This is a genomic window from Candidatus Caldatribacterium sp. SIUC1 (assembly GCF_051549785.1).
GTDB lineage: Bacteria > Atribacterota > Atribacteria > Atribacterales > Caldatribacteriaceae > Caldatribacterium.
On sequence record NZ_CP189974.1, the window covers coordinates 1876689 to 1902793 of the forward strand.

Consider the following 26105-nt stretch of genomic DNA (forward strand, 5'->3'; position numbering starts at 1 on the left):
ATGGGCTTGTGGAAACGGTGCGCTTTCTTGCGGACTGCATGCTGGGGAAACTCACACGGTGGTTACGAATCCTGGGCTACGACGTCACCTACTTCCGCAACATGGAGGACAGAAAGCTCCTCGCCATTGCCCGCCTGGAAGGAAGGATCCTCCTCACGAAAGACAGAGCCCTTGCCGCTTCTGGAAAAGAGTCGGCATACTACGTGAAAGCGAACACCCTCCCTGAACAGCTCCTTGAGCTCAAGCAAGCCTTCGGGTTATCCTTCTCCCTCCCCCCTCGCTGTCCCTTCTGCAACAAAACCCTTGAGGAAATCCCTCCCGAGGAAGCCAGAAAGAGCCTCCCCCTTTTCGTCGCCCTGAGCTTCACAACTTTCAGGCGCTGTCCCTCCTGCCAGAGAACCTTCTGGCCAGGAACTCACTGGCAGAGCATACACAGGCTCTGCCAGGAGTTCCTGGGAGAGTCTCCCTCATTTATCCAGGAGGACCTCAACTCCAGGTAGAGGACGGCCCTCAACAAACTCCAGAGAGGCCCCTCCACCGGTGGAAATGTGGGTGATTTTGTCCTCCACACCGGCCTTTTTTATGGCCGCTACAGTGTCACCACCGCCCACAACCACAACGGCCCCGCTTTCTGCGACTTTCCTGGCAATTTCTATGGTTCCCCGGGCAAAGAGGTCAACCTCAAAAAGACCCAGGGGACCATTCCAGAAGATGGTCCTGGCCTCCCGAATGTACCGTCCAAATTTCTCCACGGTTTTCGGACCAATGTCGTACCCACCCATGTCCGGGGGGATTTTGTCCCAGTCGACGATTTTCGTTTCCACTCCCTCTTTACCCTCCGGAGCAACCACAAAATCCTCGGGGAGCTCAAACCGCACACCCCGGGCTTTTGCAGCCTCAAGAATCCCCCGAGCTTCTTCAATCATCGCCTCTTCAAGAAGGGATTTCCCAACCTCATACCCCATGGCCTTGATGAAGGTGTAGGACATACCCCCTCCCACAAGGAGGACATCCACCTTTTCAAGGAGCTTTCGCAGGACCCCGATTTTGCTTGAGACCTTTGCTCCTCCAAGGATGGCAAGGAAGGGACGAACGGGATTATTGAGCTTCTCCCCCAAGGCCTCGAGCTCTTTCTCCATAAGGAATCCGGCGTAAGCCGGGAGGAAACGCGCCACTCCAGCTGTTGAGGCATGAGCTCGGTGGGCTGCCCCAAAAGCGTCGTTCACGTAGATATCGGCGAGTTCTGCCAGGGCCCGGGCAAAGTTCTCGTCGTTGGCCTCCTCCTCGGGATAGAACCGAATGTTCTCAAGAAGCAGCACGTCCCCGTCTTTGAGCTGGGCCACCGCCCGCTTGACCTCTTCCCCAATGCAGTCGTCGACCTTGACGACCTTCCGACCCAGAAGCTCTTCAAGACGCCGGGCAATGGGATCCATCCGGAGCTCGTCTTTGGGTTTCCCTTTTGGCCGGCCAAGATGGGAAACGAGGATGACCTTTGCTCCACGCTCGACGAGGTACTTAATGGTGGGCAGGCTCTCCACAATTCTCGTGTCATCGGTGATGTTGCGGTTTTCATCAAGGGGCACGTTGAAATCCACCCGTACCAGAACCCTCTTTCCTCGCAGCTCTCCTTCCGGAATATCCCGTATGGTCTTTTTATTCACCCTTCGCCACCTCCATTCACTTGGTTTCAAGGAACGCCTGAAGCACCCGGACTCGATTCACTACACCTACCACCCGTCCCTCCTTCACCACGGGGATAAGGTCAAAGCCTGTTGTCTGCAAAAGTTCCAGAGCGTCCTCAACGTCATCCTCTGCGGCAAGGTAATCCACGTCTTCGGTCATGAATTCAGATACTTCCCGTCTGGCAAACTCCCGGAGCTTTTCCCGGATGGCGCTCATAAGGTTCCCAAAAAGAGGAGCTTCCTTCTGGGCTTCCTCAAGGAGCTGCTGAAAGAACGTCTGAGCCGAAAAGTACCCGATGAGCCTCTGTTCAAGGTCCACCACAGGGACACCGCTGACCTTTCGTCGAATCATGAATTGTATGACATCACCCACAGTGTCGAAATCGCTAACCGTGGGAACTTCAGAGAGCATGATTTCTTCTACCAGCACTGCCATTCCCCCTCGGCTACCAGTATATCCTCCGATACGTCCTTGAGGCTATAATTTTACACCACAATGCTCCAGTTACAAACCCGCTGACGTGAGCAAACCAGGCAATGCCCCCGTAGCCAGGAAACCCCAGAGAAACTATAGCATAGAACATCTGAAGGAGCATCCAGAACCCCAGGAAAACCACCGCAGGGACATAGAGGAACTGAACGAAGAAACCCCAGAACACCACGGTGAGAATCCGAGCTCGTGGGAAAAGGAGAAAGTACCCACCCATCACACCGGCGATGGCCCCACTTGCCCCGACCGTGGGCAGAAGAGAAGAGGGGAAGGCAAGAGCATGCGAAAGACCAGCTGCAAAGCCACATCCAAGGTAGAAGAGGAAGAACTGCCACCGGCCGAGGAAGTCCTCCACGTTGTTGCCAAAAATCCAAAGATACCACATGTTAGAGAGAAGGTGGAAGAAACTCCCGTGGAGGAAGATGGAGGTCAGAAGGGTGAGGAGGGGAGGAACGGAAAACCCGTGGAGGAGCTGGGTCTTTCCCCAGAGGAACGCGGGGACCAGGCCTGCCTGGAAGAAGAACAACTCCCGGGCAGGCCCAAGGCTCACCTCGTAGAGGAACACCGCTGTATTCACCAGAATAAGTGCCACCGTCACCACCGGGAAGCGGCGGGTCGGCAGCTCATCGCGAATCGGAATCATGGCTTAAAAATAGTGCACTCTCCACACAAAGTCAAGCAGCTTCAGACTTCCCTGAAGCTCGGGGTTACTTTGCTGAGGAGTGCCGGCGCTTTCCCCCGTGCAGCAAATCCTGTAGAGGAGAGGCCGCTCTGCGAGCGAAAACCTCTGCAAGCATCTGGTGCAAAAGCAGAAATCCCGAGGACGAAGGGTACAGTCGCCCATCCTCCTCAAGGAGAAGTCCTTCAGCCACAAAAGCCGAAAGGAGGTTCAGCAAATCCTGATTCCTGAAGGAATACACAAGAGAAAGAGGAATACCCTGGCGTGTTCGAAGAAGAAGGAGAAAATCCTCAAAAATCTTTTCCTCCTGAGAGAGTTCTTCTTCAAAGACGATGGGGCATCTCCCATCCTTAAGAGCCTTCCGGTATCCCCGGAGGGTTTCGGCATTCTTCTGCCTCTTCCCTCCAACGTGCGACCAGCTCGAAGGCCCAAGTCCCAGGTACTCTCCGTTCTTCCAGTACAAGAGGTTATGCTGGCACTCATATCCCGGGCGGGCGAAATTCGAAACTTCATAGTGAACGTACCCTGCTGCAGCGAGCTGTTCTTCGGCAAATCGAAAAAGGTAAGCCTGCTTGTCACAAGGAGGGAAAAGACGGCAATGGCGACGGAAAAAAGAGAAAAGGGGGACCACAGGACTCAGGGTCAGGTTGTACACAGAGATATGGGGTGGGGCATACCGGAGGGCCTCCGAGAGGTCCTCTCCCCAGCTATCAAAGTCCTGGAGAGGAAGGCCATAGATGAGGTCGATGTTCCAGTTCTCCCACCCGCTTGCCACAACCTTCTGGAGTGCCCTGTGCAGAGTTTCTGGGGACGCGGACCGACCGAGGAGGAAGAGATACCGGGGGGCAAAGGACTGCACACCGAGGCTCAGGCGCAGGATTCCGGCTTCCCTCCACTCAAGAAGCCGCGTTTCGGTAACGGTTTCGGGATTCACCTCAAGGGTGACCTCAAGCGGGAAGGAGAGAGCAAAGTACGACCGGAGTTTTCTGAGGAAATCTCCAAAAAGCGATGGGGCGAGAATCGACGGAGTTCCTCCGCCGAAGTAGACGCTGCAAACTTTTCTCCCTTCAAGCCGGAGGGCGTGGACCTTAAGCCAGAGTTCCTCACAGAGAAGGGAGAAGAACTCTTCTCCCTCCCCCCTGAAGGGATAGGAAACGAAGTCACAGTATGAACATTTTCGGAGGCAGAAGGGGATGTGGACATAGAGACCGAGTTCCTTCATGAACCCGTCTTGAGAACCGCAAGAAAGGCTTCCTGAGGAATACGGACCTTCCCGATGGCCTTCATCCGCTTTTTCCCTTCCTTCTGCTTTTCAAGGAGCTTCCGTTTCCGCGTGACGTCCCCACCGTAACACTTCTGGAGCACATCCTTTCGGAGAGCCGGAATATCTTCCCTTGCGATGACCCTTCCACCAATGGCAGCCTGAATCGACACCACAAAGAGCTGGCGCGGGATAATCTCCTTGAGTTTTCCCACAAGTTCCCGGGCGCGGTAATACGCGTTCTCCTGACAGGAGATGAACGAGAGCCCGTCAACCCGTTCTCGGTTGACCAGAATGTCCACCCGCACAAGATCAGCCGGGCGGTACCCGGCAAACTCGTAGTCAAAACTCGCATAGCCCCGGCTCACCGCTTTCAGGCGGTCGTAGAAATCAAGGAGAATCTCGGCCATGGGGAGCTCGTAGGTGAGGAGCACGGTTCTCTCATCGAGGAACAGCATGTCCCTAAACACTCCTCTCCGGGACTGACAGAGCTCCATGACGCCGCCGATGTACTGTGAGGGCACGACAATCTTTGCCGTGATGTAGGGTTCTTCGGCCATCTCGATTTCCCCGGGGGAGGGGAAATCCTTCGGGGAACGAACCTCAAGCACCTCTCCCCTTTTCGTCAGCACCTGGTACACCACATGGGGTGCCGTGGCCACAACCTCTATACCGAACTCCCGTTCAATCCGCTCCTGCACAATCTCCATGTGGAGGAGCCCCAGAAACCCGCAGCGGAATCCGAAACCCAGAGCCTCCGAGAAGTCCGGTTCAAAGACCAGCGATGCGTCGTTGAGCTGGAGCTTCTCTAAGGCTTCCTTCAGGTTTTCGTAGCTCTCGTACTCCACGGGGTAGAAGCTGCAAAACACCATGGGTTTCACTTTCCTGTACCCTGGAATCGGCTGGGGAGCTGGTCGGGTTGCCGAGGTGATGGTGTCACCAACCCTGCTATCCTGGATGTTCTTCATGTTGCAGGCGATGTACCCAACCTCTCCCGGACCAAGAGATTCGACTTCCTGCATGTCGGGAGTGAACACGCCAACACCCGTCACCTCAAACTCCTTCCCCGTAGAGAACATGCGAATCCTTGTGCCCTTCCGTATCTCACCATCAACAACCCGCACGAAGGGCAGGACACCCCGGTACGGGTCATAGGTGGAATCGAAAATGAGGGCCCGAAGCGGCTCTTCTTCGCTTCCCCACGGAGGAGGGATAAGCTCGATAACCCGCTCCAGCAGTTCTTCCACCCCCACACCGTGCTTGGCGCTCACAAGGGTAAAGGGGAGATGCTCCAGCCCAAGGAGAGCCTCAACCTCCCGCATGGCCCGCTCAGGGTCAGCAGAGGGGAGGTCGATTTTGTTAATGACCGGGAGGATGGTGAGTCCCTGTTCCAGGGCAAGGCGGGCGTGAGCCAGGGTCTGCGCCTCAACCCCCTGGGAGGCATCGACAAGGAGAATCGCCCCTTCACAGGCCGCAAGGCTCCTTGAAACCTCGTAGCTGAAATCGGCGTGCCCCGGGGTATCGATGAGGTGGAAGAGGTATTCCTGTCCCTTGCTCCGGGAAACATACCGGAGCCGCACCGCCTTGGCCTTAATGGTGATACCCCGCTCCCGCTCGAGGTCCATGCGGTCAAGAAACTGCTCCCGCATGCGTTCTCGTGGCACAGCGTTACAGAGCTCGAGAATCCGGTCAGCCAGCGTGGACTTCCCGTGATCGATATGAGCGATGATGCAGAAGTTCCGGATGTACTTCCTGTCCACCGCCTTTACCCTCCGAGCTGTCGGAAGACTCTGCGAACATCTCCAAACATGGTCAGAAGCACCTTCCGCTCATCCATCCTCAAAAGGAAGGGCAGAACAAGGTACAGAACCCAGAGAAAGAATGCCCCGAGAGCAAATTCCCACAGAGGACTGCGCATCGTGGTTCTGGCGACACACACGCAGCCCAGGACGAACACCCCAAGCTGTACCCCCACTTTCCAGAGCCAGCCCCGGGGGAAATGCAAGAACACTTCGACTCCTGTCTTCTGCCGTAAAAAGTATACAAGGAGTGTGAACTGAAAGAAAGCCGAAAAGGACGTAGCCAGGGCAACTCCCCGAAAATCGAGGAATCGCACGAGCCCCAGATCCAGGACAACATTAAGCAGCACGCTCAAAAGGCCGATCTTTACAGGGGTTCTGGTATCGCGGAGGGAGTAAAAGGCACGGGTCAGAAGATGGTTGAGGGCGAAAAAGAGTAGGCCAGGAGCGTAGAAGAAAAGTGCCGCCGCCGTCATCTCCGCTGCCAGATGGTCGAACACCCCTCGCCGGTACACCAGGTTCACCAGAGACAAAGGAAAAACCATGAGGAAAACCACCGCGGGGAGCATGAAAAAGAGCACCCACCGTATCCCCTGCCAGAGCGTTCTCTGCCATTCCTCCATCTTCTCCATCCACACATTCTGCGAGAGGGCAGGCAGAACGGCAACCGAGAGGGCCACTCCAAACACTCCCAGGGGAAACTCCATGAGACGGTCCGAAAAGTACAGGGCAGAAACCGCCCCTTCTCTGCAGAGAGAGGCCACAATCCGGTCCACAAGGGTATTCACTTGAGAAACGGCAAGGGCAAAGGTGACAGGAAGCATAAGCTTGAGCACTTCCTGGAACCCCGGATCGCGAAAGAAGCGCCACCGTATCCTGAGGGTAAAGCCCTTCTGCCGGAGTGGTGGAATCTGGAAGAGGAACTGCCAAAGCCCTCCAAGAACGACCCCAAAGGCAAGTACGTAGGGACCAAAAACGCGCCGGAAAGCCAGAATGCTCACAATGGTTCCCAGGTTGAAGAAAAAGGGGGCCACTGCTGACCAGCTGAAGATGTGCAGGGTGTTCAGAAACCCCATAAGCAGCGCGGACCAGGAAATGAGCAGCAAAAAGGGGAACATTATTTGTGTTGAACGGATGGTGAAAAGGATTTTGGTCGGTTCACCCCGGAAACCGAAGGCCACAAGGTGGACAATCGAAGAGGAGAAAACCATGCCCAGAACACACACCAGGGCGACAACGAAGGTGAAGCCACTGAATACTGAAGAGACGAAGTCCTGAGGTTCTTCCTCTAAAGAGGAAGAGGCAACGAAGTACCGGGAAAAAACCGGCACCACAGAAGTGCTCAACGCTCCTTCGGCGAAAAGCCTTCGCAGGAGATTCGGTATGGTATAGGCGATAAGGAACGCATCGGTCACCCAGGTGGCTCCGAAAAAGGAGGAAATAAGGATTTCCCGCAAAAGCCCTGAAATTCTTGACAGCAGAGTGCCAAGGCCGATGACCACCGTGTTTTTGAAAAGCGTTGTCTCCTTCATACTTCTCTCCTGAAAAAATGGCGATGAATACAAAAAAGGCCGGAGATTGCTCTCCGGCCTTTTACTCCCGGCAGCGTCCTACTTTCCCGCCCAGTTCCCCAGGCAGTATCATCGGCGCTGGAGGGCTTAACTTCCGGGTTCGGAATGGTTCCGGGTGTTTCCCCTCCGCTATGGCCACCGGGAGACCTTTCTCCCTGGGGAAGCATCCTGCGATGAAGCCTTTGCGGTCAAGTCCTCGACCGATTAGTACCCCTCGGCTCAAGGTGTTGCCACCCTTCCACCTGGGGCCTATCAACCGGGTCATCTTCCCGGGGTCTTACCTGGTTGACCCAGTGGGATACCTCATCTTGGGGTGGGCTTCGCGCTTAGATGCTTTCAGCGCTTATCCCTTCCGGACACAGCTACCCAGCGATGCCCCTGGCAGGACAACTGGAACACTGGAGGTCCGTCCATCCCGGTCCTCTCGTACTAGGGACAGCTCCCCTCAGGTATCCTGCGCCCGCGACAGATAGGGACCGAACTGTCTCACGACGTTCTAAACCCAGCTCGCGTACCGCTTTAATGGGCGAACAGCCCAACCCTTGGGACCTGCTCCAGCCCCAGGATGCGACGAGCCGACATCGAGGTGCCGATCCTCCCCGTCGATGTGGACTCTTGGGGGAGACCAGCCTGTTATCCCCGGAGTACCTTTTATCCGTTGAGCGATGGCCCTTCCACACGGCACCACCGGATCACTAGGCCCGACTTTCGTCCCTGCTCGAGGCGTCCCTCTCGCAGTCAGGCTCCCTTCTGCCCTTACACTCACCACACGGTTTCCAATCGTGCTGAGGGAACCTTAGGGCGCCTCCGTTACCTTTTAGGAGGCGACCGCCCCAGTCAAACTGCCCGCCTGACACTGTCCCTCGGGAGGGTGACTCCCGCAGGTGAGCATCTGGATATGTCAAGGGTGGTATCTCAAGGGTGGCTCCATGGGAGCTGGCGCCCCCACTTCTCCGCCTCCCACCTATCCTGCACAAGACACACCCGGATGCAATATCAGGTTGCAGTAAAGGTTCACGGGGTCTTTCCGTCTAGTCGCGGGTAGCAAGCATCTGCACTTGCATTGAAACTTCGCCGAGCCCCCCGTCGAGACAGCGCCCCAGTCGTTACGCCATTCATGCGGGTCGGAACTTACCCGACAAGGAATTTCGCTACCTTAGGACCGTTATAGTTACGGCCGCCGTTTACTGGGGCTTCGGTTTGGAGCTTCGCCTGAGGAAATCAGGCTAACCCCTCCCCTTAACCTTCCAGCACTGGGCAGGCGTCAGGCCCTATACGTCGCCTTACGGCTTAGCAGAGCCCTGTGTTTTTAGTAAACAGTCGCCAGGGCCGATTTCCTGCGACCCCCTCAGGCTCGAAGCGCAGGGCTTCTCACCTTAGCGGGGCACCCCTTCTCCCGAAGTTACGGGGTCAGATTGCCGAGTTCCTTAACGGGGGATCACTCGCGCGCCTTGGAATACTCATCCCACCTACCAGTGTCGGTTTGCGGTACGGATACCTGCCGCCCATCGTGAGAGGCTTTTCTCGGCAGTGGGGGATTGGCGAGTTCGCCCCCGTAGGGGCTCCCCATCACCTCTCGGCGTTTGCGAGGGAAGGGATTTGCCTCCTCCCTCCGCCTACGGGCTTAGACAGCCTATTCCTCCAGGCTGCTCGCCTACCCTCCTGCGTCCCCCCATCCTCAAACGGTGGCAGGTAGTGCCGGAATATCAACCGGCTGCCCATCACCTACGCCTTTCGGCCTCGGCTTAGGATCCGACTTACCCTGAGAGGACGAACCTTCCTCAGGAAACCTTAGGCTTACGGCGAGAGGGATTCTCACCCTCTTTATCGCTACTCATGCCGGCATTCTCACTTGGGATACCTCCACGGGTCCTCACGGTCCCGCTTCAACGGCCTACCCAACGCTCCCCTACCAACCAGGGCGACGGTGTCACCCTGATTCCGCAGCTTCGGCAGCAGGCTTGAGCCCCGAGAATTTTTCGGCGCAGCGTCGCTAGACCAGTAAGCTATTACGCACTTTTTAAAGGATGGCTGCTTCTAAGCCAACCTCCTGGCTGTCTCAGCAACGCCACCACCTTTCCCACTGAGCCTGCATTTGGGGGCCTTAGCTGGCGGTCTGGGCTGTTCCCCTTTTGACCACGGAGCTTATCCCCCGCGGTCTGACTCCCCGGCTCCAAGGAGAGGTATTCGGAGTTTGGTTGGGTTTGGTAGGCGGGTAAGCCCCCTAGCCCATCCAGTGCTCTACCCCCTCTCCTCACCACCGGAGGCTAGCCCTCAAGCTATTTCGGGGAGAACCAGCTATCTCCAGGTTTGATTGGCCTTTCACCCCTACCCACAGCTCATCCGAGCGGTTTGCAACCCACACCGGTTCGGGCCTCCATGAGGTGTTATCCCCACTTCACCCTGGCCATGGGTAGATCACCTGGCTTCGGGTCTACGGAGACTGACTCTGCGCCCTGTTCGGACTCGGTTTCCCTCCGGCTCCGCACCTTAGGTGCTTAGCCTTGCCAGCCTCCGTAACTCGCCGGCTCATTCTCCAAAAGGCACGCAGTCGAACCGGAGGAGACTACGTCTCCTCCATGGTCCTTCCACGTATTGTGGACACACGGTTTCAGGTTCTCTTTCACTCCCCTTCCGGGGTTCTTTTCACCTTTCCCTCACGGTACTGGTGCACTATCGGTCGCCAGGGAGTATTTAGCCTTAGGAGGTGGTCCTCCCGGATTCCCACGGAATTCCGCGTGGACCGTGGTACTTGGGAGCGGAGAACCGAGAGGAAGCCGTCCTTCGCCTACGGGGCTCTCACCCTCTCTGGCGAGGCTTTCCAGTCCTCTTCGGCTCGGACGCTTCTTTGTCACTCTCTGGCCGCACCCTGGCTTGGCCCTTCTCCGTCCCGCTACCCCCAGAGAGCAACGCCCAGGGGCTTTGGCACTCTCTGGGTTTGGGCTCTTCCCCGTTCGCTCGCCGCTACTTGGGGAATCGCTGTTGCTTTCTTTTCCTCGGGGTACTGAGATGTTTCAGTTCCCCCGGTTCGCCTCCTCCTTGCGGAGGATACTGGGGGTTTGCCCCAGTGGGTTGCCCCATTCGGGAATCCCCGGATCATCGCTTGCTTACAGCTACCCGGGGCTTATCGCAGTTCGCCACGCCCTTCATCGCCTCCTGGCGCCAAGGCATCCACCGTGTGCCCTTTGTAACTTGACCGCAAACCTTGCACTCTGGCAGGATGCTTTCCCCAGACAGTATTCACTTGTCAAGGTGCTTGCCCAACAGGGCAAGTGGTATTTTACTCGGTTTCCTGTTCTTTTGCAAGGGGTGAGAGAGAAATTTTGTGGTACACTTCCTGCAGAGACCCTTTCCCGAGAAAAGGAGGAAGGAACATGGCCGGGAAACCCCACCGCAATATCCTCATCACGGGGCTGGCCTCACTCTTCACCGATGTGAGCAGCGAAATGGTCTATCCCGTCATCGCCCTGTACCTCCGGGCCCTGGGAGGAGGAGTGTTTGCCCTTGGCGCTATTGAGGGAGTGGCCGAGTCGCTGGCCTCGCTCCTTCGGGTCTTCTCGGGGGCTTTGGCCGACCGGGTAGGAAAGAGAAAACCCCTGGCAATATCTGGCTATGCCCTCTCAACTTTCGGGAAGGCCCTCTTCTTCCTTGCTTCGGGGTGGCCGATGGTTTTTGCCGGGCGCGTTGTGGACCGCTTCGGCAAGGGCATTCGTACCGCCCCACGGGACGCCATGATTGCAGAATCCGCAACCCAGGATACCCAGGGGAGGTCCTTTGGTCTCCACCGGACTCTTGATACCCTGGGAGCCACACTGGGCATCATCGTCACCTATCTTCTGCTTTCCCGATTCCAGAGGGGAACTCCAGCCCCGGACCTTTCCCGGTACATTCCCACCTTCCGCTTCATCATCCTCGTAAGCCTCGTTCCGGCTGTTCTCGGGGTCCTTGTGCTTTTCCTGAGCACAGAAACAGGAAAGGGAATCCGGTCTTCTCGCCCGCTGCGTTTTGCCCTCTGGAGAGACCTGGACCTGCGGTTGAAGATTTTCCTCCTGGCCACTCTCATCTTCACCCTGGGAAACTCCTCCAACCAGTTCATTCTCCTCAGGGCTGCGGAAAAGGACATCGGCTTTTCCCCTGCTTCTGTGACTCTGCTCTACCTCCTCTACAACATTGTCTACACCCTCACCTCGTACCCCGCAGGGGTACTCTCAGACCGCCTGGGGAGAAAGTGGGTGCTTGCGGGAGGGTTCTTCCTGTACGCCCTCTCCTACTACCTCATCGGGTTTCTCCCGCATACCATCGTCTGGGCCATGCTCCCCTATGGGTGCTATAGCGGTATGACCGAGGGTGTGGCGAAAGCCCTCGTTGCCGATCTTGCTCCGGAAGACACCCGGGCAACCGTTCTCGGGCTCCACGCCACACTCCTTGGTATCGGGCTCTTCCCTGCCTCTTTTGCTGCCGGGACGCTGTGGAGCGCCTTCGGGCCTCAGGCACCCTTTCTTTTTGGCGGAAGCATGAGCCTCCTGGCCGCGCTCCTTCTTGCTTTTGCGCTGAGGTGAGCACATGAAGCTCGTGGTCCTTCTTACCGACTGGGGGACAAAAAGTTACTACCAGGGAGTAGTGAAGGGGGTCATCAAAAAGGTTGCTCCCGAGGTGGAAGTCATCGACCTCACCCATGAAGTCGAACCCTTCAACGTTCGAGAGGCCATGCACGTGCTTGTCCGGGCCTACCAGGATTTCCCCCCGGGAACGGTCTTCATGGCCGTTGTGGACTACGGGGTAGGAACCGAAAGAAAGGCCATCGCCTTTGAAACGGAAAGCGGGTATTTCTTCGTGGGACCGGACAACGGGCTCTTCACCTTGGTGGCGGAGGAAGACAAAATTCTCCGCATCGTGGAACTCGAAAATCCTGAGTACTTCTACAAACCCATTCCCTCTTCCTCATTCCACGGAAGAGACATCTTCGCCCCGGTGAGCGCGTACCTTGCAAAAGGCGTGGACCTGAGCGCCTTTGGAAGGCGGCTTGAGGGCCTGGTCCTTCTCCCTTACGAAAAAGCCCGGAAGGAGAACGGAGAAATCATCGGAGAGGTTGCGTTCTTCGACCGCTTCGGGAACGTGGAGACCAATATTCCGGGAATACTCCTCAAGGACCTAAAGTTTTTCAGTACGGTGACGATAAAGAAAGATGGAGGGGAATTCGTTGCCACTTACTGCCGCACTTATGGGGATGTCGCCGAAGGAGAACTCCTCATCCACACCGATAGCTCTGGATTTCTTGAGATTGCCGTGAACCAGGGGAACGCGAGGGAGAAATTGAAATTACAGGGTGGGGAAAGAATAGCGGTTCTCTGCCACAGATGGGGAGAAGTATCATAAGCACTTCTCCCCCAATTTTTTCAGCTCAGTCCAAATTTACCGCAACAATGCTTTCCTCGTCATTGTTGACTACGAGGATCTGGGTAGCATCTTGAGAAAGAGCAACTGTCCAGGGCTTAAAACCCAAGTCAATGGTTTTAACAACCTTCTTTGAAGTAAGATCGACGACAGAGACACTCCGGCCAGCATTATTGGTAACGTAAGCCCAAGCTCCATCTGGAGAAATCGCTACATACCAAGGCCATTCTCCAACAGTAATTTCTCCAATGATTTGAAGGGTATCCACGTGAAGAAGAGAAACACTGTTGGACCTCGTGTTCACTATAACAGCACAGTTCCCCTGGGGAGTGAGGGCTATATCCCAAGGCTTCTCTCCCACCCTGATCCTCTTCATTTCCTTCCCAGTAGAAAGGTCAATCACTGATACATCGTTGGAATCGTAGTTTACTACTAATGCCCTGGTACCCTCAGGAGTAATAGCAATCCCGGAGGGAGAAAGACCTGTCGGGATTTTCCGAATTTCTGCTTTTTGGTCCAAATCTATCAACGAAACGCTATTCGGTACCCAATTGGTAACCAACAAAAACCGGTTATCAGGCGTAATTGCTACATCTTGGGGTAATTCACCAGTAGCAATTCGTTCCCTTTCTACCCTGTTTGATAAATCCACAACCGAAACATCATTTGATTGAGAGTTGACCACATAGCAGGTCGAACCGTCCCCGGAGAGAACAAGGCTTTTAGGCCCCTGTCCAACAGCAATCCTTGTTGTTGCACCACTTGCTAAATCTATAAGAGCAATCTCATTCGAAGCCGTATTCGCTACAACAACACTTTGTTGACCAGGAATTACTGCCATTCCCCAGGGACTACGTCCTCCCGAGGGAAAAGCCAAAGCGAAAGCCTCAGCGTGATTTAGACCTACCAGAAGCAGCGCTATTACTCCCCATAACCTCACGTACCTCTGCATAGCCATCCCTCCCCCTTTAAGTTTCATCCCATTTGTTAACTCTCAACGCCCTTAAGGGATCCCACGCGATGTTGCTGTCCACTAAGTCGGCGTTGTACTTAATTTCCGCGTTTCCGGTAAAGTCTATCCTATAAGCCACAGCTGCTCCAAAAATACAAGAATTTCCCGCTATTTTAAGTGTTCCCTGGGGCACAAAAAACACCCCCGTTACCTCTCCATTACCAGTAATCTTAGACTCACCACTACTAAGAGAAACAAAAGCGATACTGGCTGGTTGATCCAATTGATGAGACATGTTGCCAGTAACATCGATAACCCCCTCTGAAACGATAATACCTTGCCCTCTTATAGAAGTATTGCCGGTTATCTTCACCTTCCCCTTAACATAAACAATGGCATTATCTGCAAGCGATATACTTGCATTGCCTGTTATGGTGAGGTCACCGTTGATATACGCATTACCAAGGTTCACACTAACGTTCCCGGAGTAAGAAAGGCCACTCGAGTAAATCGTTCCGGTTTTGGCCTTGTCCTCCCAGGACTGCCTAAGAGGTTCCTCTACAGTTGGAATCTCCTGGAAGTACTGAGGGCCAGCAAAGATTCCCTCTCCTACTTCGACATTCCCCCTGACGGTAACACCATTCTCGAGAGCCGAAGATACCGAACCAGTGACTTCGACGTTGCCTTTAAGGGAAATTCTCCCGTGTCCGTAGACATTCCCTTTTGCTTTTCTTTCGTTAGAACTATAAATCCTTGAGTTCCCGGTTAAATCGATATCCGTGTTTGAAGCCAAAGCGTTATTAAAGATTGGTGGAAAACCGGTTCTTTGTACATCAACTGTAATGGTTCTTTCTATACTTTTGCGTCCAATGGTCACAGTACCCGTACTTTGAATGGTCCGCCCTGTTTGGGAATTTGAAGAGACGGAAACTTTAAAAGTACCAAGAGGAGCAGAATTAGGAGGGAAAGAGATAGGACTAGCAGGAGGAGACCAGTTCCAATTTTGGATAAGTTGCTTTATGGCATACTCTATGCCGGCTTCAGCAAGGTAATGGGCCTGTGCAGAAGCTATATTTAGACGGGCTTCCTGAGTACCACCAATGAAAAGAAACGACGCGGCTGTAAGAACTGTTGCCAAAGCTAATACTACCACGATGGTGATAAGCAGTACTGAACCTTTGTCCCCCTTCAGCATTTCTATCCCCTCCAAACGCTTTACACCTACTTAGAAGGACTCCTTTTGAAGAGGGAAGTCTGAAAAATCTGCTCTTTCCCCGCTACCACTGCTCTAATTTCGATGGTCACCAGGTTTGAGGATTTTTTGATTTTGAAGTCCTCTATACCTTGAACTATGACTCGTTCCCCTTGACCGTTCTTGGAGCGCACTATGGTCTTCATGACCTTCCCATCGGTAGAATATTCCTTGAGGGAATATTCTACAATTGAGCCTGAGTTCTCAACAATTATGACTCGAGAAGAGCTTGTATTTATTTGTTTAGCACTGCGAATACTCCGAGCAGCTTCCAAGAAAAAGCGATTTACCTGGCTGATGAGGATCTGCTGATTCACCTGACTCTTGCTACCCGGGGCGAGGTATCCCCCCAGAAGTTCAAGACGCATCCGAAAACCAAGCGAGAAAATAGTTGCATACGCGATGAAAAGGAGGAACGAAAGGATGCCTACAGTAATGGTTACTTCTAAAAGCGTGAAACCTTGGTAACTTTTAATCTGCCTGCAGGAGATCATTGATACCTCCCTTAACCACCAGAGTTCCAAAACGTACCGGGTTCATGTTCTTTCTCCAGGCTACCTTTAGCTCCACAACGTAGATTTCTGAAGACTCTGGGACAAGATTCAAAGTAGAGTGCCACAAGGCCTCAGGTATAACCTGAAGAACAGACGCTGGAGGAGCAACATCAAGGTATTCGTAGAAAGAAGATAAGGCCTTGCTGTTCACGGCCAGAGCACTAAGAAGTCCTGGAACGTTTTTATTGCCTAACCTCGGGTCACAGGGAATGGCTCGAAGTCGCTCCATAACGTCGGTAACAAGCAGCACACAAGCAGCATACTCGCGGTTGCTTTCGCTTGTACGCAAGTTCATTACAAATAGTCCTAAAACAGCACTAACACCAAAACCTGCTATAACGACTGCCATAACGACTTCGAGTAATGTGGCACCTTTTTCTTTCCAGATTTTGTTCACTCTGCCTTTACAGAACATCGCTATTTCCCATCCTCTATTCACCTTTTACAGGATACATTTTTATGCCAAAAACGAATACTTCACAATCTGCCTCCACCCAGCTCCTCAAACACCTCACACAGGGCGAGGTAGCTCTTCACAAAGGTGGGGTAAACCCGGTCATACACGCTTTTCTCCTCTTCCCGCGGCGCAAACTGGTCCCTGATTTTCACAAGCTCCTTTGCCACTCCAATCCCCCGGTAGAGCCCTATCCCCACCCCTCCGCAGATGGCTGCACCAAGGGAAGTCGCCTCTTCCCGGTACACGGGGCGGAGGACCTCAAGACCAAAGACGTCGGCAAGCATCTGGGCCCAGAAGTCTCCCCTTGCCCCACCCCCAATGATGCGCATGCTTGCTATTCTGAGCCCCTGCTCCCGGAAGGCATCGAGGATAATCCGGAGGTTCAGGCTCACACCCTCAAGGACGGCTCGAATCAGGTGGGCTCTGGTGTGCCTTGGGGTAAGTCCGATGAACACCCCCCGGGCATGGGGGTTCCACCAGGGAGCCCGCTCCCCCAGAAGATACGGGAGGAAAAGGAGGCCTTCGCTTCCTGCTGGAACCTTTCCCGCCTCAAGGTCCATGAGCGCATAAGGACTCACCCCGAGTTTCTCCGCCGCCTTCACTTCTTCCCCGCAGAGGGTATCCCGGCACCATTGGTACGAGCCTCCTGCGGCCTGCATGGTTCCGGTGGGCATGAAAAGCCCCGGGGCAAGGTGGTGGAAGGTGAAGGTCCGCATCTGAGGATCGTAAAAAGGTTTCTGGGAAGCCAGGGCAATCCAGGAGGAGGAACCGAGGTAGTTGTACGCCTGCCCTTCTTCGACCACCCCTGCTCCACAGGCCGCACAGGCCCCATCTCCGCCGCCAATCACCACCGGTGTCCCCGGTAAAAGCCCCACTTCCTCGGCTGCGTTCTTCGTCACCTCTCCCACCACGGCAAAAGAGGGAAAAACGGGTGGGAGTTTCTCCTCTTCGATGCCCACGGCCTCAAGAATCTTTGTGGACCAGCGCTCCTCAGTGATGTCGAAGAGATTCGTCCCGGAGGCGTCGGAGAAATCCGTCGCCCAATGCCCTGTGAGTCGGAAGACCACAAAATCCTTGGCCAGGAGAAACTTCCGCGCCTTCCTGTAGACTTCAGGCCGGTGATTCCGGAACCAGAGGATTTTCGCTAGAGAATAATTAGGGCTCAATCGGTGTCCGGTAATCCGGTAAATTTCTTCATCGGCAATCCTCTCCCGGACCCACTCGACCTCTTTCACTCCCCGGCGGTCCGCCCAGATAATGATCCGGTCAAGGGGTACTCCCCGCTCATCCACCGGCAGGGCTCCCATCATCTGGCCAGAGAAGGAAACAACACCGATGTCTTCTTTCTTCACCCTGGCTTTCTCAAGAAGGGCCCGCGTGGAAAGAACCACCGCTTTCCAGTACTCCTCGGGGTCCTGTTCGACGGATAACGCATCGGGGTAAAAGGTCTCGTATCCAAAGAAACTGCTTGCCAGACACTCCCCCTCCGGGTCAAAGAGCGTAGCCTTGTTGCCCGTGGTCCCCAGGTCATGAGCTATGATGAGCTTCCCCATGGTTTTCTTCCCCCTTCTCCTCAACGGTGAGGCGTACCGTGGCGATGCGCTTTCCCCTCATTCGCTCAACCTTGAGCTTGTAGCCATTGATGCTGATCGTTTCTCCTTCTTCAGGGATTTTCCCAAGGAGTTCCATAACAAGCCCCCCCAGGGTTTCGGATTCCTCGCTTTCGGGAATCTGCACTCCCAGGGTTTCGTTCACTGTCTCTATGGGGAGTGAGGCGTCCACAAGGTACTCACGGTCGCTAATCTTCCGGTACGGAGGGGCCTCCCGGTCGTGCTCGTCCCGGATCTCACCCACGAGTTCCTCCAGGAGGTCCTCAATGGTGACAAGCCCTGCTGTTCCTCCGTACTCATCAAGGACGATGGCCATGTGGATGCGCCGCTGCTGCAGCTCGCGCAAAAGCTCCACGACTTTCTTCGTCGCAGGGACAAAATGGATGGGACGGAGGATTTCCCGCACCGGTTTCTCGAGGTCACCCTCTTTTAACGCCGGGAGCATGTCTTTGATGTGAACGAAACCGATGATGTTATCGATATCCTCCCGGTACACTGGGAGGCGGGAAAAATGGCTCTTCAGCGAAAGTTCCAGAGCTTCCCCAAGGGTGGCATTCTCCTCAATGCACACCATGTCGGTCCTTGGAGTCATGACCTCATACGCTAAGGTATCCCCAAACTCAAAGACCTCGCTGATGAGCCGCCGCTCCTCTAAAGGAAGTGTCCGCTGCTCGGCGATGAAGAGCTTGAGCTCCTCATCACTGAGAGAACTTGCAGCCTCCTGGGTGACCCCAAAGAGACGGGAGATAACATCCGTGGACGCCGAGAGGGCAACCACCACCGGGCGCAGGACCCGGGAGAGGAAGAAGATGAACCGGGAGGAAATAAGGGCAAGGCGCTCCGGATGCGCCATGGCTATCCGTTTGGGCACAAGTTCCCCAAGGACCAGGGTAACGAAAGAGATGAGGACCGTGACGCAGATCACGGCAATCTCTTCTCCAAAAATCGCAAGAACCGGAAGGCCACTGGCCTCAAGGTGCCTTCCAAGATTCCGGGCAAGGGAAATGGCACCGGTGGCGCTGGCGAAAAACCCTGCCATGGTTACCCCAATCTGGATGGTGGCCAGGAACTCACTCGGGTTCTCGAGAAGATGGTACAGCGCTTCAAGCTGCTTTTCTGAACCTTTCCCTTTTACCGGGTGGATACGGCTCCTCCGGGTGGAAATAAGGGCAATCTCAGAAGCCGCAAAAAAGGCGTTCATGGCAACAAGAAGCAGTATGAGAAGGATTGTTCCCAGGTACTCCACTTACATCATCCTCCGGGACAGGTGAGGGCAAAAAGCGGCACTCCGGTGAAACCTAAAGGGATACAGGGGGAAAGAAAACCGCTCGTCCGGGTCCTCGCTTTCAGACACTGCTTTCGGTATCCCCTCTCCCTCTCTGGTCTTGTTCTTTATCTTACCACATCTTCACAAGATTTGCCACCTTGGCCTTTTACCGGCCCGGGCAATGGAAAAACACCACCTGACCGGTACACGAAACCCCAGACGGCTAATCCATCTCCATTCATAGCGCCGGTGAAGGGCACAGGATAGACAACCTCTGCGGTACCCAAAAGTGTGCCTCACGGTCGTGGGGGAAACTAGAGTCCTTCCCGAAGGGCTTTCAACGGCCCACGAAAGTGTGGTAGTATTCGGTGAGGCTACCTCTGTGGACGGAGAGGAAAGAGGACAGCTCTCCGGACTCTCATCAAGAAGTATGCCCCTGCGAATGAAAGAGCCGAGGAAGATAGAGAACCTGTAGAACGCAACGGCAGTAATCCGAAGGGTAGAGGAAATGGCGTAGTCCAGAAGACCGAAAGGAGTAAAGATTATGGAAGTGGACTTTGCGCCTTTCAGAGAACACAGGGAGTACACTATCTTCCGTTTCTTTCTGCAACCCGGCCTCCCTGCCCTCTTCCTCACACCCCGGAATACCCCTCCGCCGTACCCTGCCGTCTTTTTCCTCCACCACTACCGGGGGTCGAAAGAAAACCTCGCCTTCTTTGCCCTCGAGGCAGCACGAAGGGGCTTTGCGGCTCTGGCCATTGACATGGAGTACCACGGGGAACGGAAGGTCAATGACAGAGACATCCTCTCGACAGACCTTGAGGATGACTACCAGGCATTCCTCCGGACCTTCGAGTACGCCCTTTTTGCCCTTCACTTCCTCGAAACGCACGAAAGTATCCGCCCGGGAGAAACCTTCCTCCTCGGTGTGAGTCTCGGGGCACTTGTGGGCGCTGTTATCGCTGCGCTCTACGGGAAATTCAGGGGCATTGCCCTTGTCGTTGGCGGAGGGAACATCGAAATCCTCTTTGAGGAGAGCATGCTCGACTCCATCGTGGACATCCGTTATGATCTCCGGAAACGGGGCATATCGGTTCGCGACGTCGCCATGGCCTGGAAGGACCTCGACCCCGTGAATGCAGTGGAAGCACTCACCGACACTCCAGCTTTTTTCTTCAACGCTACCCGGGATACCATCGTTCCGGGGGAGTGTACTCTTGCGCTCTACAGGGCAATCCGTGCTCCGAAGGAAATCCAGTGGTTCCACGCCGAGCACGACCTCTTCTACCTTCCCCGGTACCGTATTCCCCAGAGAGTCTTTGAACGCTTCACCGCACTGCGGTGAACTCGGGATTCCTCCGCTCCGGGAACTCTATCGAGAGCTTCCGGGGAGGGAACTCCAGGGTGTCCCCGCCCAGAACTTGTGGGAGAACAGGGGGTAAAAAAGAACCATGGGCTCCAACGAACCTTCAGGTGTTTTCAGGAGGCATTGCGCCTCTTTTGCGGGCTTCCTCCTCATCCCCTCTTTCGGGGGGACTCTGGAGGGTCCCAGACCACCTTCCGATTCCTCGGAACCCATGGCGGTTATAGGATACACCCTCTTCTTTTTCCTGTCAAGGGGGGAGAAAAAAAATTTTGGGAAAATTTGTGTAGAGGAAAGAGAGCCTCCCGGTGAAAGGTTATCAGGCAAACTGGAAGAGGTTCCCAGAACCTCCATCATGGATTCCCCAGTGCGCACTCTTCTATCCTCAGAATAACCCGATATGCATCCTTTGTCGGAGGAGTCGAAGAAGTCCGTGGAGGAAGAACGCCCAGAAACACAACGCAGTATGGCCCCGAAGGCAACATTTTGGGAAGTTTGGACTCAACAAGCTCAACCCCTGTTGCATTTCCCTGAACGTCGAACAGAGCAACAACCCTACCCTCCCAAAAGCACTCCACTCCCTGGGGGCAGCGCGAATCCTCAAGGACGTCTCGGAAGAAGAGGGAAAAATCCCCTCCTTCGAGGTCGATCCCCTTGCCCACGCATACGCTGACTGTCTCCCCTACCCGAACCCTCACCGAGAGGGTACATCCCACAAAAAGAAGCAGGAAGAGAACCAAAAGTACTCCCCACAGGGCAACGTCCTTCCCCTGTGTACCAATCTCGGGAACAACCCTCGTGAAGGCCATCAGGCTTCCCCCTCTCCCCGTGGTCTTACCGTTATTATAACCCTCCCATCACAAGGAGGAATTTTTCCGGAGAGACCACGCTGAAAACGAAAACCCCGGTCACCAATACGGTGTACACCGGCACCAGAGGTTGCAAACCCCAGCCTTCCATGCTACAATTGGCATCGTCTTATTTCCTGGACAACGAGGGGTGGAATTATGCCAAATACAAAGTCTGCGTGGAAAAACCTGCGGAAAAGTGAAAAGCGGAGACTCCGAAACAAAGCCATTAAATCGGCAACGAAAACCTACATCAAGAAATTCCTGAAGCTCCTGGAAACAGGGAAGATTGACGAGGCACGGGCTTTCCTCAGCGAGGTGTACAAACGGGTTGATATGGCGGTGAGCAAAGGGGTCTTCCACAGGAACAAGGCAGCTCGCATCAAGTCACGGCTCACCCAGAAACTCAACCGGGCAATGGCTTCTCAGGCTGCGTGACTCCGGTCACAAGGAAGACGCAGAAAAGGTGCGGGTCAATACTCTGGGTTTTCAGGAGCCTGTCGGCCATCCTGAGTGTGGCAAAAATCCGCGGGATATCGGTGGGACCAAAGGCGTCCTTCATCTTCTGGATTTTCTTCATTTCGAAAGGATTCACTTCCTTCCCCTGCCAGAGGTCCCTCTGGGTTTCTCCCTTTTCGAACACCTGAGCGAGAAGCCGGAATCGCCGCGCCAGGTGAGTCACAAGAAGGGGTAAGGGAAATCCCTGGCCAACCAGGCGGTATGCGTACTGCAGGGCCAGGGAAGTGTTCCTCTCTCCCAGGAAGTCAAGGAAACGAAAAAGCAGGATTTTTTCGTTCTTCTCAAAGAAGGCCTCAACGTCTTCTCTCTGGACTCTTCTGCCCCGAAATCCCTCGAGGAAACTCGCGATCTCCGTTTCCTGAAGCTCGTACTCCTCAAAAAGGCGAAGGAGAATCTCCTCAACCCCTTTCCCGAACGAAAGACCAAGCCGGGCCGCTTCCCCCTGGAGAAAACGCTGCAGGACCTCCCTGCTCTCTTCCACCACAATCCAGGGAATTCTTGACCACCCCGCCCCCTTGAGGTCACCACCTGGAAGGAAGAAAAAGTACATCTCGGGGTACCGGGACGCCTCACGAAAGACGTGGAGCGCCTCTCCCTCGTCAAGGCGGTCCAAAAAGCAAACCTCCCTCTCAGGGAAAAGCGAGGGAGAAGAGAACTCCTTGGCCCTTTCCTCCCACTCCTGAAGTTTTCGCACCCACAGCACCCTGGAGGCCCCGAGTTTCCGAAGGATTTCGGGAACGTACCAGTTTTCAAAACGCGCCTGGTTCACCCGCCGCTCAAGGATGAAGAAACGACCCCCAAGATCTCCCGAAAGCCAGTCTTCAAATCGCTGCTTTCCCAAATCTCCGTATCCTCCCCCGGCGAAAAAGCGGGTAGAACTCCACTGCCCCATCCCGCTCTGTGATAAAGTACGGTACCCTCAGTTTCTCAAGAAGCGCCACCGTGCGGGGATCAGGGTGCCCATAGGGATTCTCTCCTGCAGAAATGACCGCCCACAGGCAACCCGACGCCCGAATGAGTGCTTCCAGAGAGGTATTGTAACTCCCGTGATGGGGAAGCACCAGAACCTCTGCCCCGAGAAGAGAGGGATCACGGGGAGCTATCTCCTCGAAAACTCCTTCCGCATCCCCACACACGAGCACCCGACCGTAAGGAGTGTGCAGGCGGTACACCACCGCCTTTTCTCCTCTATCAGAAACCGGAAAAACCTCAAGGAGAATGCGGGGCGAAAGCCGCAGACGGGTCGGGGAAGAAAAATCCGCAGGCGAAAAACAGGGAACCTCCGGAAACGCCTTCTGCAGTGCCGTCACGCCTCCGGCGTGGTCCCTGTGTCCGTGGGTGAGAAAAATGCCCCGGATTTCAGTAATCCCCCGAAAGCGCAGAAAAGGAAGCAGGATGCTCTCCCCCACATTGCCATACCCCCGGATGATTCCCCCGGTATCGATGAACATTCCGGTATTCCCCTCAAACAATCCACAGGCAAGACCCTGACCGACGTCGAACACCAGGAAACTTGTCCTCGGAAACCATAGGGAACCGAGAACCAGACCTCCGAGAACAGGACAGAGGGAAAAGAAGAGCAACACCCGCTTCCTGGTGAGAGCGGCAATCCAGAGGACAAAGATAGTCCCCCAGGCGACCATTCCCCAGAGGGCATCGCGCCCTCTGGAAAAATCGGCAACCCAGTGGGGCACGGCATTCCGGAGGAACACCGACACCTCAAGAAGCATCTGCAAAAGGCAACGGAGGCAGAACCCCAGCACCAGACGCCCGTACGCAAAGGTCTCCAGAACAGGCGTCCAGAGCCCAAGGAAGAGCACCCCCTCAATGAGGGGAAGCGCAACGAGGTTGCCCAGAAAGACAAGGGAGCTCAAGGAGAACCGGTTCCCCACAAGGAAGGGGAAACTGGCGAAGGTGGCGGAAGCGGTGGCAAGCAGAACCCCAAGAACGTACCGGGAGAGGAGCTCTCGCCACTTCCTGTGTTCCTTCCGGCGAGGGAGAAAAGCGGCAAACACGGCAACGCCCACTGTGGAGGCAAAGGAGAGCTGTGCGCCTGGAAGAAAGAGCATTTCCGGCTGCAGCAAAAACATCACCAGAAAAGCGCTGCAAAGCACCCCCATCGTGGTCACCGTACGTCCAAGCCTTCTGCCCAAAAGTAAAAGACTCGCCATTATCCAGGCCCTGGATGCCGAGGCCACGAAACCGCAGAAAGCAAGGTACAGGAAGGTGAAGGGAAGCACTCCAAAGAGCACCATCCGCCGGGGGAGGAGGCGCTGGAACACGGAGAAAAGCAGCGTCCCAAGAAGCGCCATGTGGAAACCCGAAACACAGAAGAGGTGGTACACGCCGACTTCCTGGAGGAGGGGGAACGTCTGCAGGAACTCTTCGCCTCGAACGCCGAAAAGGAGGGCGTTGAAAAGGGGAGAGGTTTCAAGGAGGAGATGCTGCCAGCGATCGAGAAAAGCCCCTCTTTTTTCGTGTACCCAGCGGAGAAAGGCAAACCACAGACTCTGAGAAGGAGAGAGTGAAATCTCCTGCACCTCAAGGTACCCGGCGATTCTCCTTTTCCGGAAATGTTCCCGCAGGTCTCGCCCTCCAGGATTCGCGCAGGAGGGAAACCCGCGGAAGAGTCCGGTAACCTCCACCTTCCGGTAGAGAAGCGGCCGGAGGGTGGTCTCCTTCCCACGGAGAAGAATCGCCGGCGAATACACCGGGAACCCCTGAAGACGGACGAGGGTAAACCTCCCATCCTTCTCGACGACATACCCCTCAAGGACGAGGTTCTGGCCTTCCCTATCCCGGAAGTACTCTCCGGGAAGGTCCAGAACCACGGAGGAGAAAAGCATCCCGAAGACCCCAAAGCCCGCGAGGGTAAAGATCACAAAGGCATGGGAAGGCAGAGAGAGCACCTGAACGGCAAAAAGCCCTCCAAGGAGAACAAAAAGGGGGAGAAAGGAAAGCCGAAGGAACGTTCCCACGACAAATCCCAGGGTGACACTGAGGGCAACCCAGAAGATGGGGTACTGGACAAAGGAGAGAGGGGATATGCGCCGTTCTCCCCTCTCTCCAAAAGCTTCAAGAGACAAGGTGTCCGAAACGTTTCGTAAAGGATTCCACATCCATGTTCGCAGCCTTCGCCATGGAAGCCACGAACTCGGGATTCTCCAGGTCCTCTTTTTCGAGGCGAATCATGTACGAGCGGGCCACCTGATAAGCATAGGAGGTGATGTCCACCGTGCGAACACGCGTCCGTCCCGTGACAGGATCCATAATCTCGTCGAAGGGGATGGGATTGAGTTTCCCGTTCAGGATGCTGATCATGGCACCCTTTCGCTTCATCTCTTCGCTGTAGCTTCCGCTTAAGAGGTACTCCACAGCTCCGTATCCCAGGTCCCGGGTGTACTCAATGTCGAAGGGAATTGGCGGAGCGCAGCGGAGTTCATACCCCACGTCCTTGGTGACGACGGTGATTTTCTTCCCCCGCTCTTCAAACCTCCGGGTGATTTCGTTTTTCAAAAGCTCCCCGAGGGGGACCTCAGCAAGACGCACATGGCCATGGGGGTCACGGGGGATAGACTTTCCGAGGATTCTCTCAATCTCCTCCACGTCCCCAAACTTCAGCGCCACACCTTCTGCCACAATGGCGATACCATCGTCCCGGCCGAGGGCCTTCCGCTTGATCATTGCGGCTTCGATAATATCGCAGACGTCCTCCACTCTGACCTTTCGATTGCCAAACTCCTCGGGGATAATCGTGAGGGTGGCTCCTGCAGCCTTCCCCGTTCCCAGAGCAAGGTGGCCCGCAGAACGACCCATGATGACCACGAAGTACCAGCGGTTGGTCGTTCGGGCATCCTCCATGAGGTTCTTCACAATGCCGGTAGCCACCTCCCGGGCGGTCTGGAAACCAAAGGTGGGCATATCACCCGGAAGGGGTAGGTCATTGTCAATGGTTTTGGGGACATGGGCGACAAAGAGCCTCCCTTCCATGGCCCTGGCAACAATGCTTGCGCTGAAGGCCGTATCGTCCCCACCGATGGTGACAAGATACCCCACGTTGAGGGACTCCATGACCTTCCGGACATTCGCCACCTTGGCCTCGTCAATAGTTCCTCCTTTGATGAGGCTATCCCGAGCGGTACGGAGAATAGACCCGCCTTCAAGATGAATCCGGGAAACACGGGAAATGTCAAGAGGAACGGTGTGCACCGCGGGGTCAAAGGAAGAACTCGAAATCCACTTAAAGCCATCGTAGACCCCGACCACCTCAAGGCCCCTCTTCCGGGCAGCGATGGTCACTGAACCAATGACACCGTTGATACCAGGTGCAGGACCTCCGCCAACGAGAATCGCCAATCGTTTCGTGCTCATACACCACATCCTCCCTTTCGGCAAGAAAATTACCAG

At 55.1% G+C, this 26105-nt stretch carries 21 protein-coding genes and 2 rRNA genes; 5 read left to right on the forward strand and 18 right to left on the reverse strand.

Annotated features, from left to right (window positions below; translation table 11 throughout):
• Positions 1-17: 17 nt before the first annotated feature.
• The gene (locus ACP6EK_RS09790; protein WP_438315920.1) at positions 18-500 is read left to right on the forward strand and encodes a Mut7-C RNAse domain-containing protein; all 483 of its coding nucleotides are present in this window, start codon (positions 18-20) and stop codon (positions 498-500) included.
• Here the strand turns inward: ACP6EK_RS09790 and ACP6EK_RS09795 are convergent.
• From ACP6EK_RS09795 to ACP6EK_RS09830, 8 genes are all read right to left on the reverse strand, one after another.
• On the reverse strand, positions 468-1661 hold the full coding sequence (locus ACP6EK_RS09795) for a phosphoglycerate kinase (protein ID WP_438315923.1): 1194 nt from the start codon (positions 1659-1661) through the stop codon (positions 468-470). The two genes, ACP6EK_RS09790 and ACP6EK_RS09795, sit on opposite strands and share 33 nt — an antisense overlap.
• Before the next feature lie 16 nt (positions 1662-1677).
• Positions 1678-2118 (reverse strand): CBS domain-containing protein, encoded by a 441-nt coding sequence (locus ACP6EK_RS09800; protein ID WP_438315925.1) that lies wholly within the window; start codon positions 2116-2118, stop codon positions 1678-1680.
• 10 nt (positions 2119-2128) lie between these two features.
• Positions 2129-2815, reverse strand: coding sequence for a rhomboid family intramembrane serine protease (locus tag ACP6EK_RS09805; protein ID WP_438315928.1), 687 nt, complete (start codon positions 2813-2815; stop codon positions 2129-2131).
• 64 nt (positions 2816-2879) lie between these two features.
• Positions 2880-4073: a radical SAM family heme chaperone HemW gene (gene hemW / locus ACP6EK_RS09810; RefSeq protein WP_438315931.1), complete on the reverse strand. Its 1194-nt coding sequence runs from the start codon at positions 4071-4073 to the stop codon at positions 2880-2882.
• The gene (lepA, locus tag ACP6EK_RS09815; protein ID WP_438315934.1) at positions 4070-5872 is read right to left on the reverse strand and encodes a translation elongation factor 4; all 1803 of its coding nucleotides are present in this window, start codon (positions 5870-5872) and stop codon (positions 4070-4072) included. Before lepA ends, hemW begins: the two co-directional genes overlap by 4 nt.
• Before the next feature lie 5 nt (positions 5873-5877).
• The gene (gene murJ, locus ACP6EK_RS09820; RefSeq protein ID WP_438315936.1) at positions 5878-7443 is read right to left on the reverse strand and encodes a murein biosynthesis integral membrane protein MurJ; all 1566 of its coding nucleotides are present in this window, start codon (positions 7441-7443) and stop codon (positions 5878-5880) included.
• 65 nt (positions 7444-7508) lie between these two features.
• A 5S ribosomal RNA gene (gene rrf, locus ACP6EK_RS09825) occupies positions 7509-7625 on the reverse strand.
• A 41-nt stretch (positions 7626-7666) separates the two neighbouring features.
• Positions 7667-10680: ribosomal RNA gene (locus ACP6EK_RS09830) — 23S ribosomal RNA — on the reverse strand.
• 176 nt (positions 10681-10856) lie between these two features.
• On the opposite strand from ACP6EK_RS09830, the gene ACP6EK_RS09835 reads away from it, so the two are divergent.
• Together ACP6EK_RS09835 and ACP6EK_RS09840 are read left to right on the forward strand one after the other, a co-directional pair.
• The gene (locus ACP6EK_RS09835; RefSeq protein ID WP_438315939.1) at positions 10857-12041 is read left to right on the forward strand and encodes an MFS transporter; all 1185 of its coding nucleotides are present in this window, start codon (positions 10857-10859) and stop codon (positions 12039-12041) included.
• Positions 12042-12045: 4 nt separating this feature from the next.
• Positions 12046-12858: an SAM hydrolase/SAM-dependent halogenase family protein gene (locus tag ACP6EK_RS09840; protein ID WP_438315942.1), complete on the forward strand. Its 813-nt coding sequence runs from the start codon at positions 12046-12048 to the stop codon at positions 12856-12858.
• Between the two features lie 25 nt (positions 12859-12883).
• On the opposite strand, the gene ACP6EK_RS09845 is transcribed toward ACP6EK_RS09840, so the two are convergent.
• The 6 genes from ACP6EK_RS09845 to ACP6EK_RS09870 all read right to left on the reverse strand — a co-directional run bounded on the left by ACP6EK_RS09845 (position 12884) and on the right by ACP6EK_RS09870 (position 18947).
• On the reverse strand, positions 12884-13828 hold the full coding sequence (locus ACP6EK_RS09845) for a beta-propeller fold lactonase family protein (RefSeq protein WP_438315945.1): 945 nt from the start codon (positions 13826-13828) through the stop codon (positions 12884-12886).
• A 16-nt stretch (positions 13829-13844) separates the two neighbouring features.
• Positions 13845-15038 (reverse strand): DUF7305 domain-containing protein, encoded by a 1194-nt coding sequence (locus tag ACP6EK_RS09850; protein WP_438315947.1) that lies wholly within the window; start codon positions 15036-15038, stop codon positions 13845-13847.
• Positions 15039-15049: 11 nt separating this feature from the next.
• Positions 15050-15574, reverse strand: coding sequence for a competence type IV pilus minor pilin ComGF (locus tag ACP6EK_RS09855; RefSeq protein ID WP_438315949.1), 525 nt, complete (start codon positions 15572-15574; stop codon positions 15050-15052).
• The gene (locus ACP6EK_RS09860) at positions 15552-16049 is read right to left on the reverse strand and encodes a type IV pilus modification PilV family protein (protein ID WP_438315952.1); all 498 of its coding nucleotides are present in this window, start codon (positions 16047-16049) and stop codon (positions 15552-15554) included. The genes ACP6EK_RS09855 and ACP6EK_RS09860 overlap by 23 nt, the downstream gene beginning before the upstream one ends.
• Before the next feature lie 62 nt (positions 16050-16111).
• The gene (gene xylB, locus ACP6EK_RS09865; protein WP_438315955.1) at positions 16112-17644 is read right to left on the reverse strand and encodes a xylulokinase; all 1533 of its coding nucleotides are present in this window, start codon (positions 17642-17644) and stop codon (positions 16112-16114) included.
• A complete protein-coding gene (locus ACP6EK_RS09870; RefSeq protein WP_438315958.1) occupies positions 17619-18947 on the reverse strand; it encodes a hemolysin family protein in 1329 nt (442 codons plus the stop codon). Before ACP6EK_RS09870 ends, xylB begins: the two co-directional genes overlap by 26 nt.
• 565 nt (positions 18948-19512) lie before the next feature.
• On the opposite strand from ACP6EK_RS09870, the gene ACP6EK_RS09875 reads away from it, so the two are divergent.
• Positions 19513-20313 carry an alpha/beta hydrolase gene (locus ACP6EK_RS09875; RefSeq protein ID WP_438315961.1) on the forward strand — a complete coding sequence of 267 codons (801 nt, stop codon included), beginning with the start codon at positions 19513-19515 and terminating at the stop codon, positions 20311-20313.
• A gap of 371 nt (positions 20314-20684) precedes the next feature.
• On the opposite strand, the gene ACP6EK_RS09880 is transcribed toward ACP6EK_RS09875, so the two are convergent.
• Entirely contained in the window at positions 20685-21140 is a 456-nt protein-coding gene (locus ACP6EK_RS09880; RefSeq protein WP_438315963.1) for a hypothetical protein, read from the reverse strand.
• Positions 21141-21338: 198 nt separating this feature from the next.
• On the opposite strand from ACP6EK_RS09880, the gene rpsT reads away from it, so the two are divergent.
• The gene (rpsT, locus tag ACP6EK_RS09885; protein WP_017889000.1) at positions 21339-21617 is read left to right on the forward strand and encodes a 30S ribosomal protein S20; all 279 of its coding nucleotides are present in this window, start codon (positions 21339-21341) and stop codon (positions 21615-21617) included.
• On the opposite strand, the gene ACP6EK_RS09890 is transcribed toward rpsT, so the two are convergent.
• Genes ACP6EK_RS09890 through pfp form a run of 3 tightly spaced genes read right to left on the reverse strand, consistent with a single transcriptional unit; the run spans position 21586 to position 26069 of the window.
• Positions 21586-22539, reverse strand: a complete 954-nt coding sequence (locus ACP6EK_RS09890) for a DNA polymerase III subunit delta (RefSeq protein WP_438315966.1) — start codon at positions 22537-22539, stop codon at positions 21586-21588. The two genes, rpsT and ACP6EK_RS09890, sit on opposite strands and share 32 nt — an antisense overlap.
• Positions 22520-24817 (reverse strand): ComEC/Rec2 family competence protein, encoded by a 2298-nt coding sequence (locus ACP6EK_RS09895; RefSeq protein ID WP_438315969.1) that lies wholly within the window; start codon positions 24815-24817, stop codon positions 22520-22522. The genes ACP6EK_RS09890 and ACP6EK_RS09895 overlap by 20 nt, the downstream gene beginning before the upstream one ends.
• Positions 24774-26069, reverse strand: a complete 1296-nt coding sequence (gene pfp, locus ACP6EK_RS09900; protein WP_438315972.1) for a diphosphate--fructose-6-phosphate 1-phosphotransferase — start codon at positions 26067-26069, stop codon at positions 24774-24776. The genes ACP6EK_RS09895 and pfp overlap by 44 nt, the downstream gene beginning before the upstream one ends.
• Between the last annotated feature and the right edge of the window lie 36 nt (positions 26070-26105).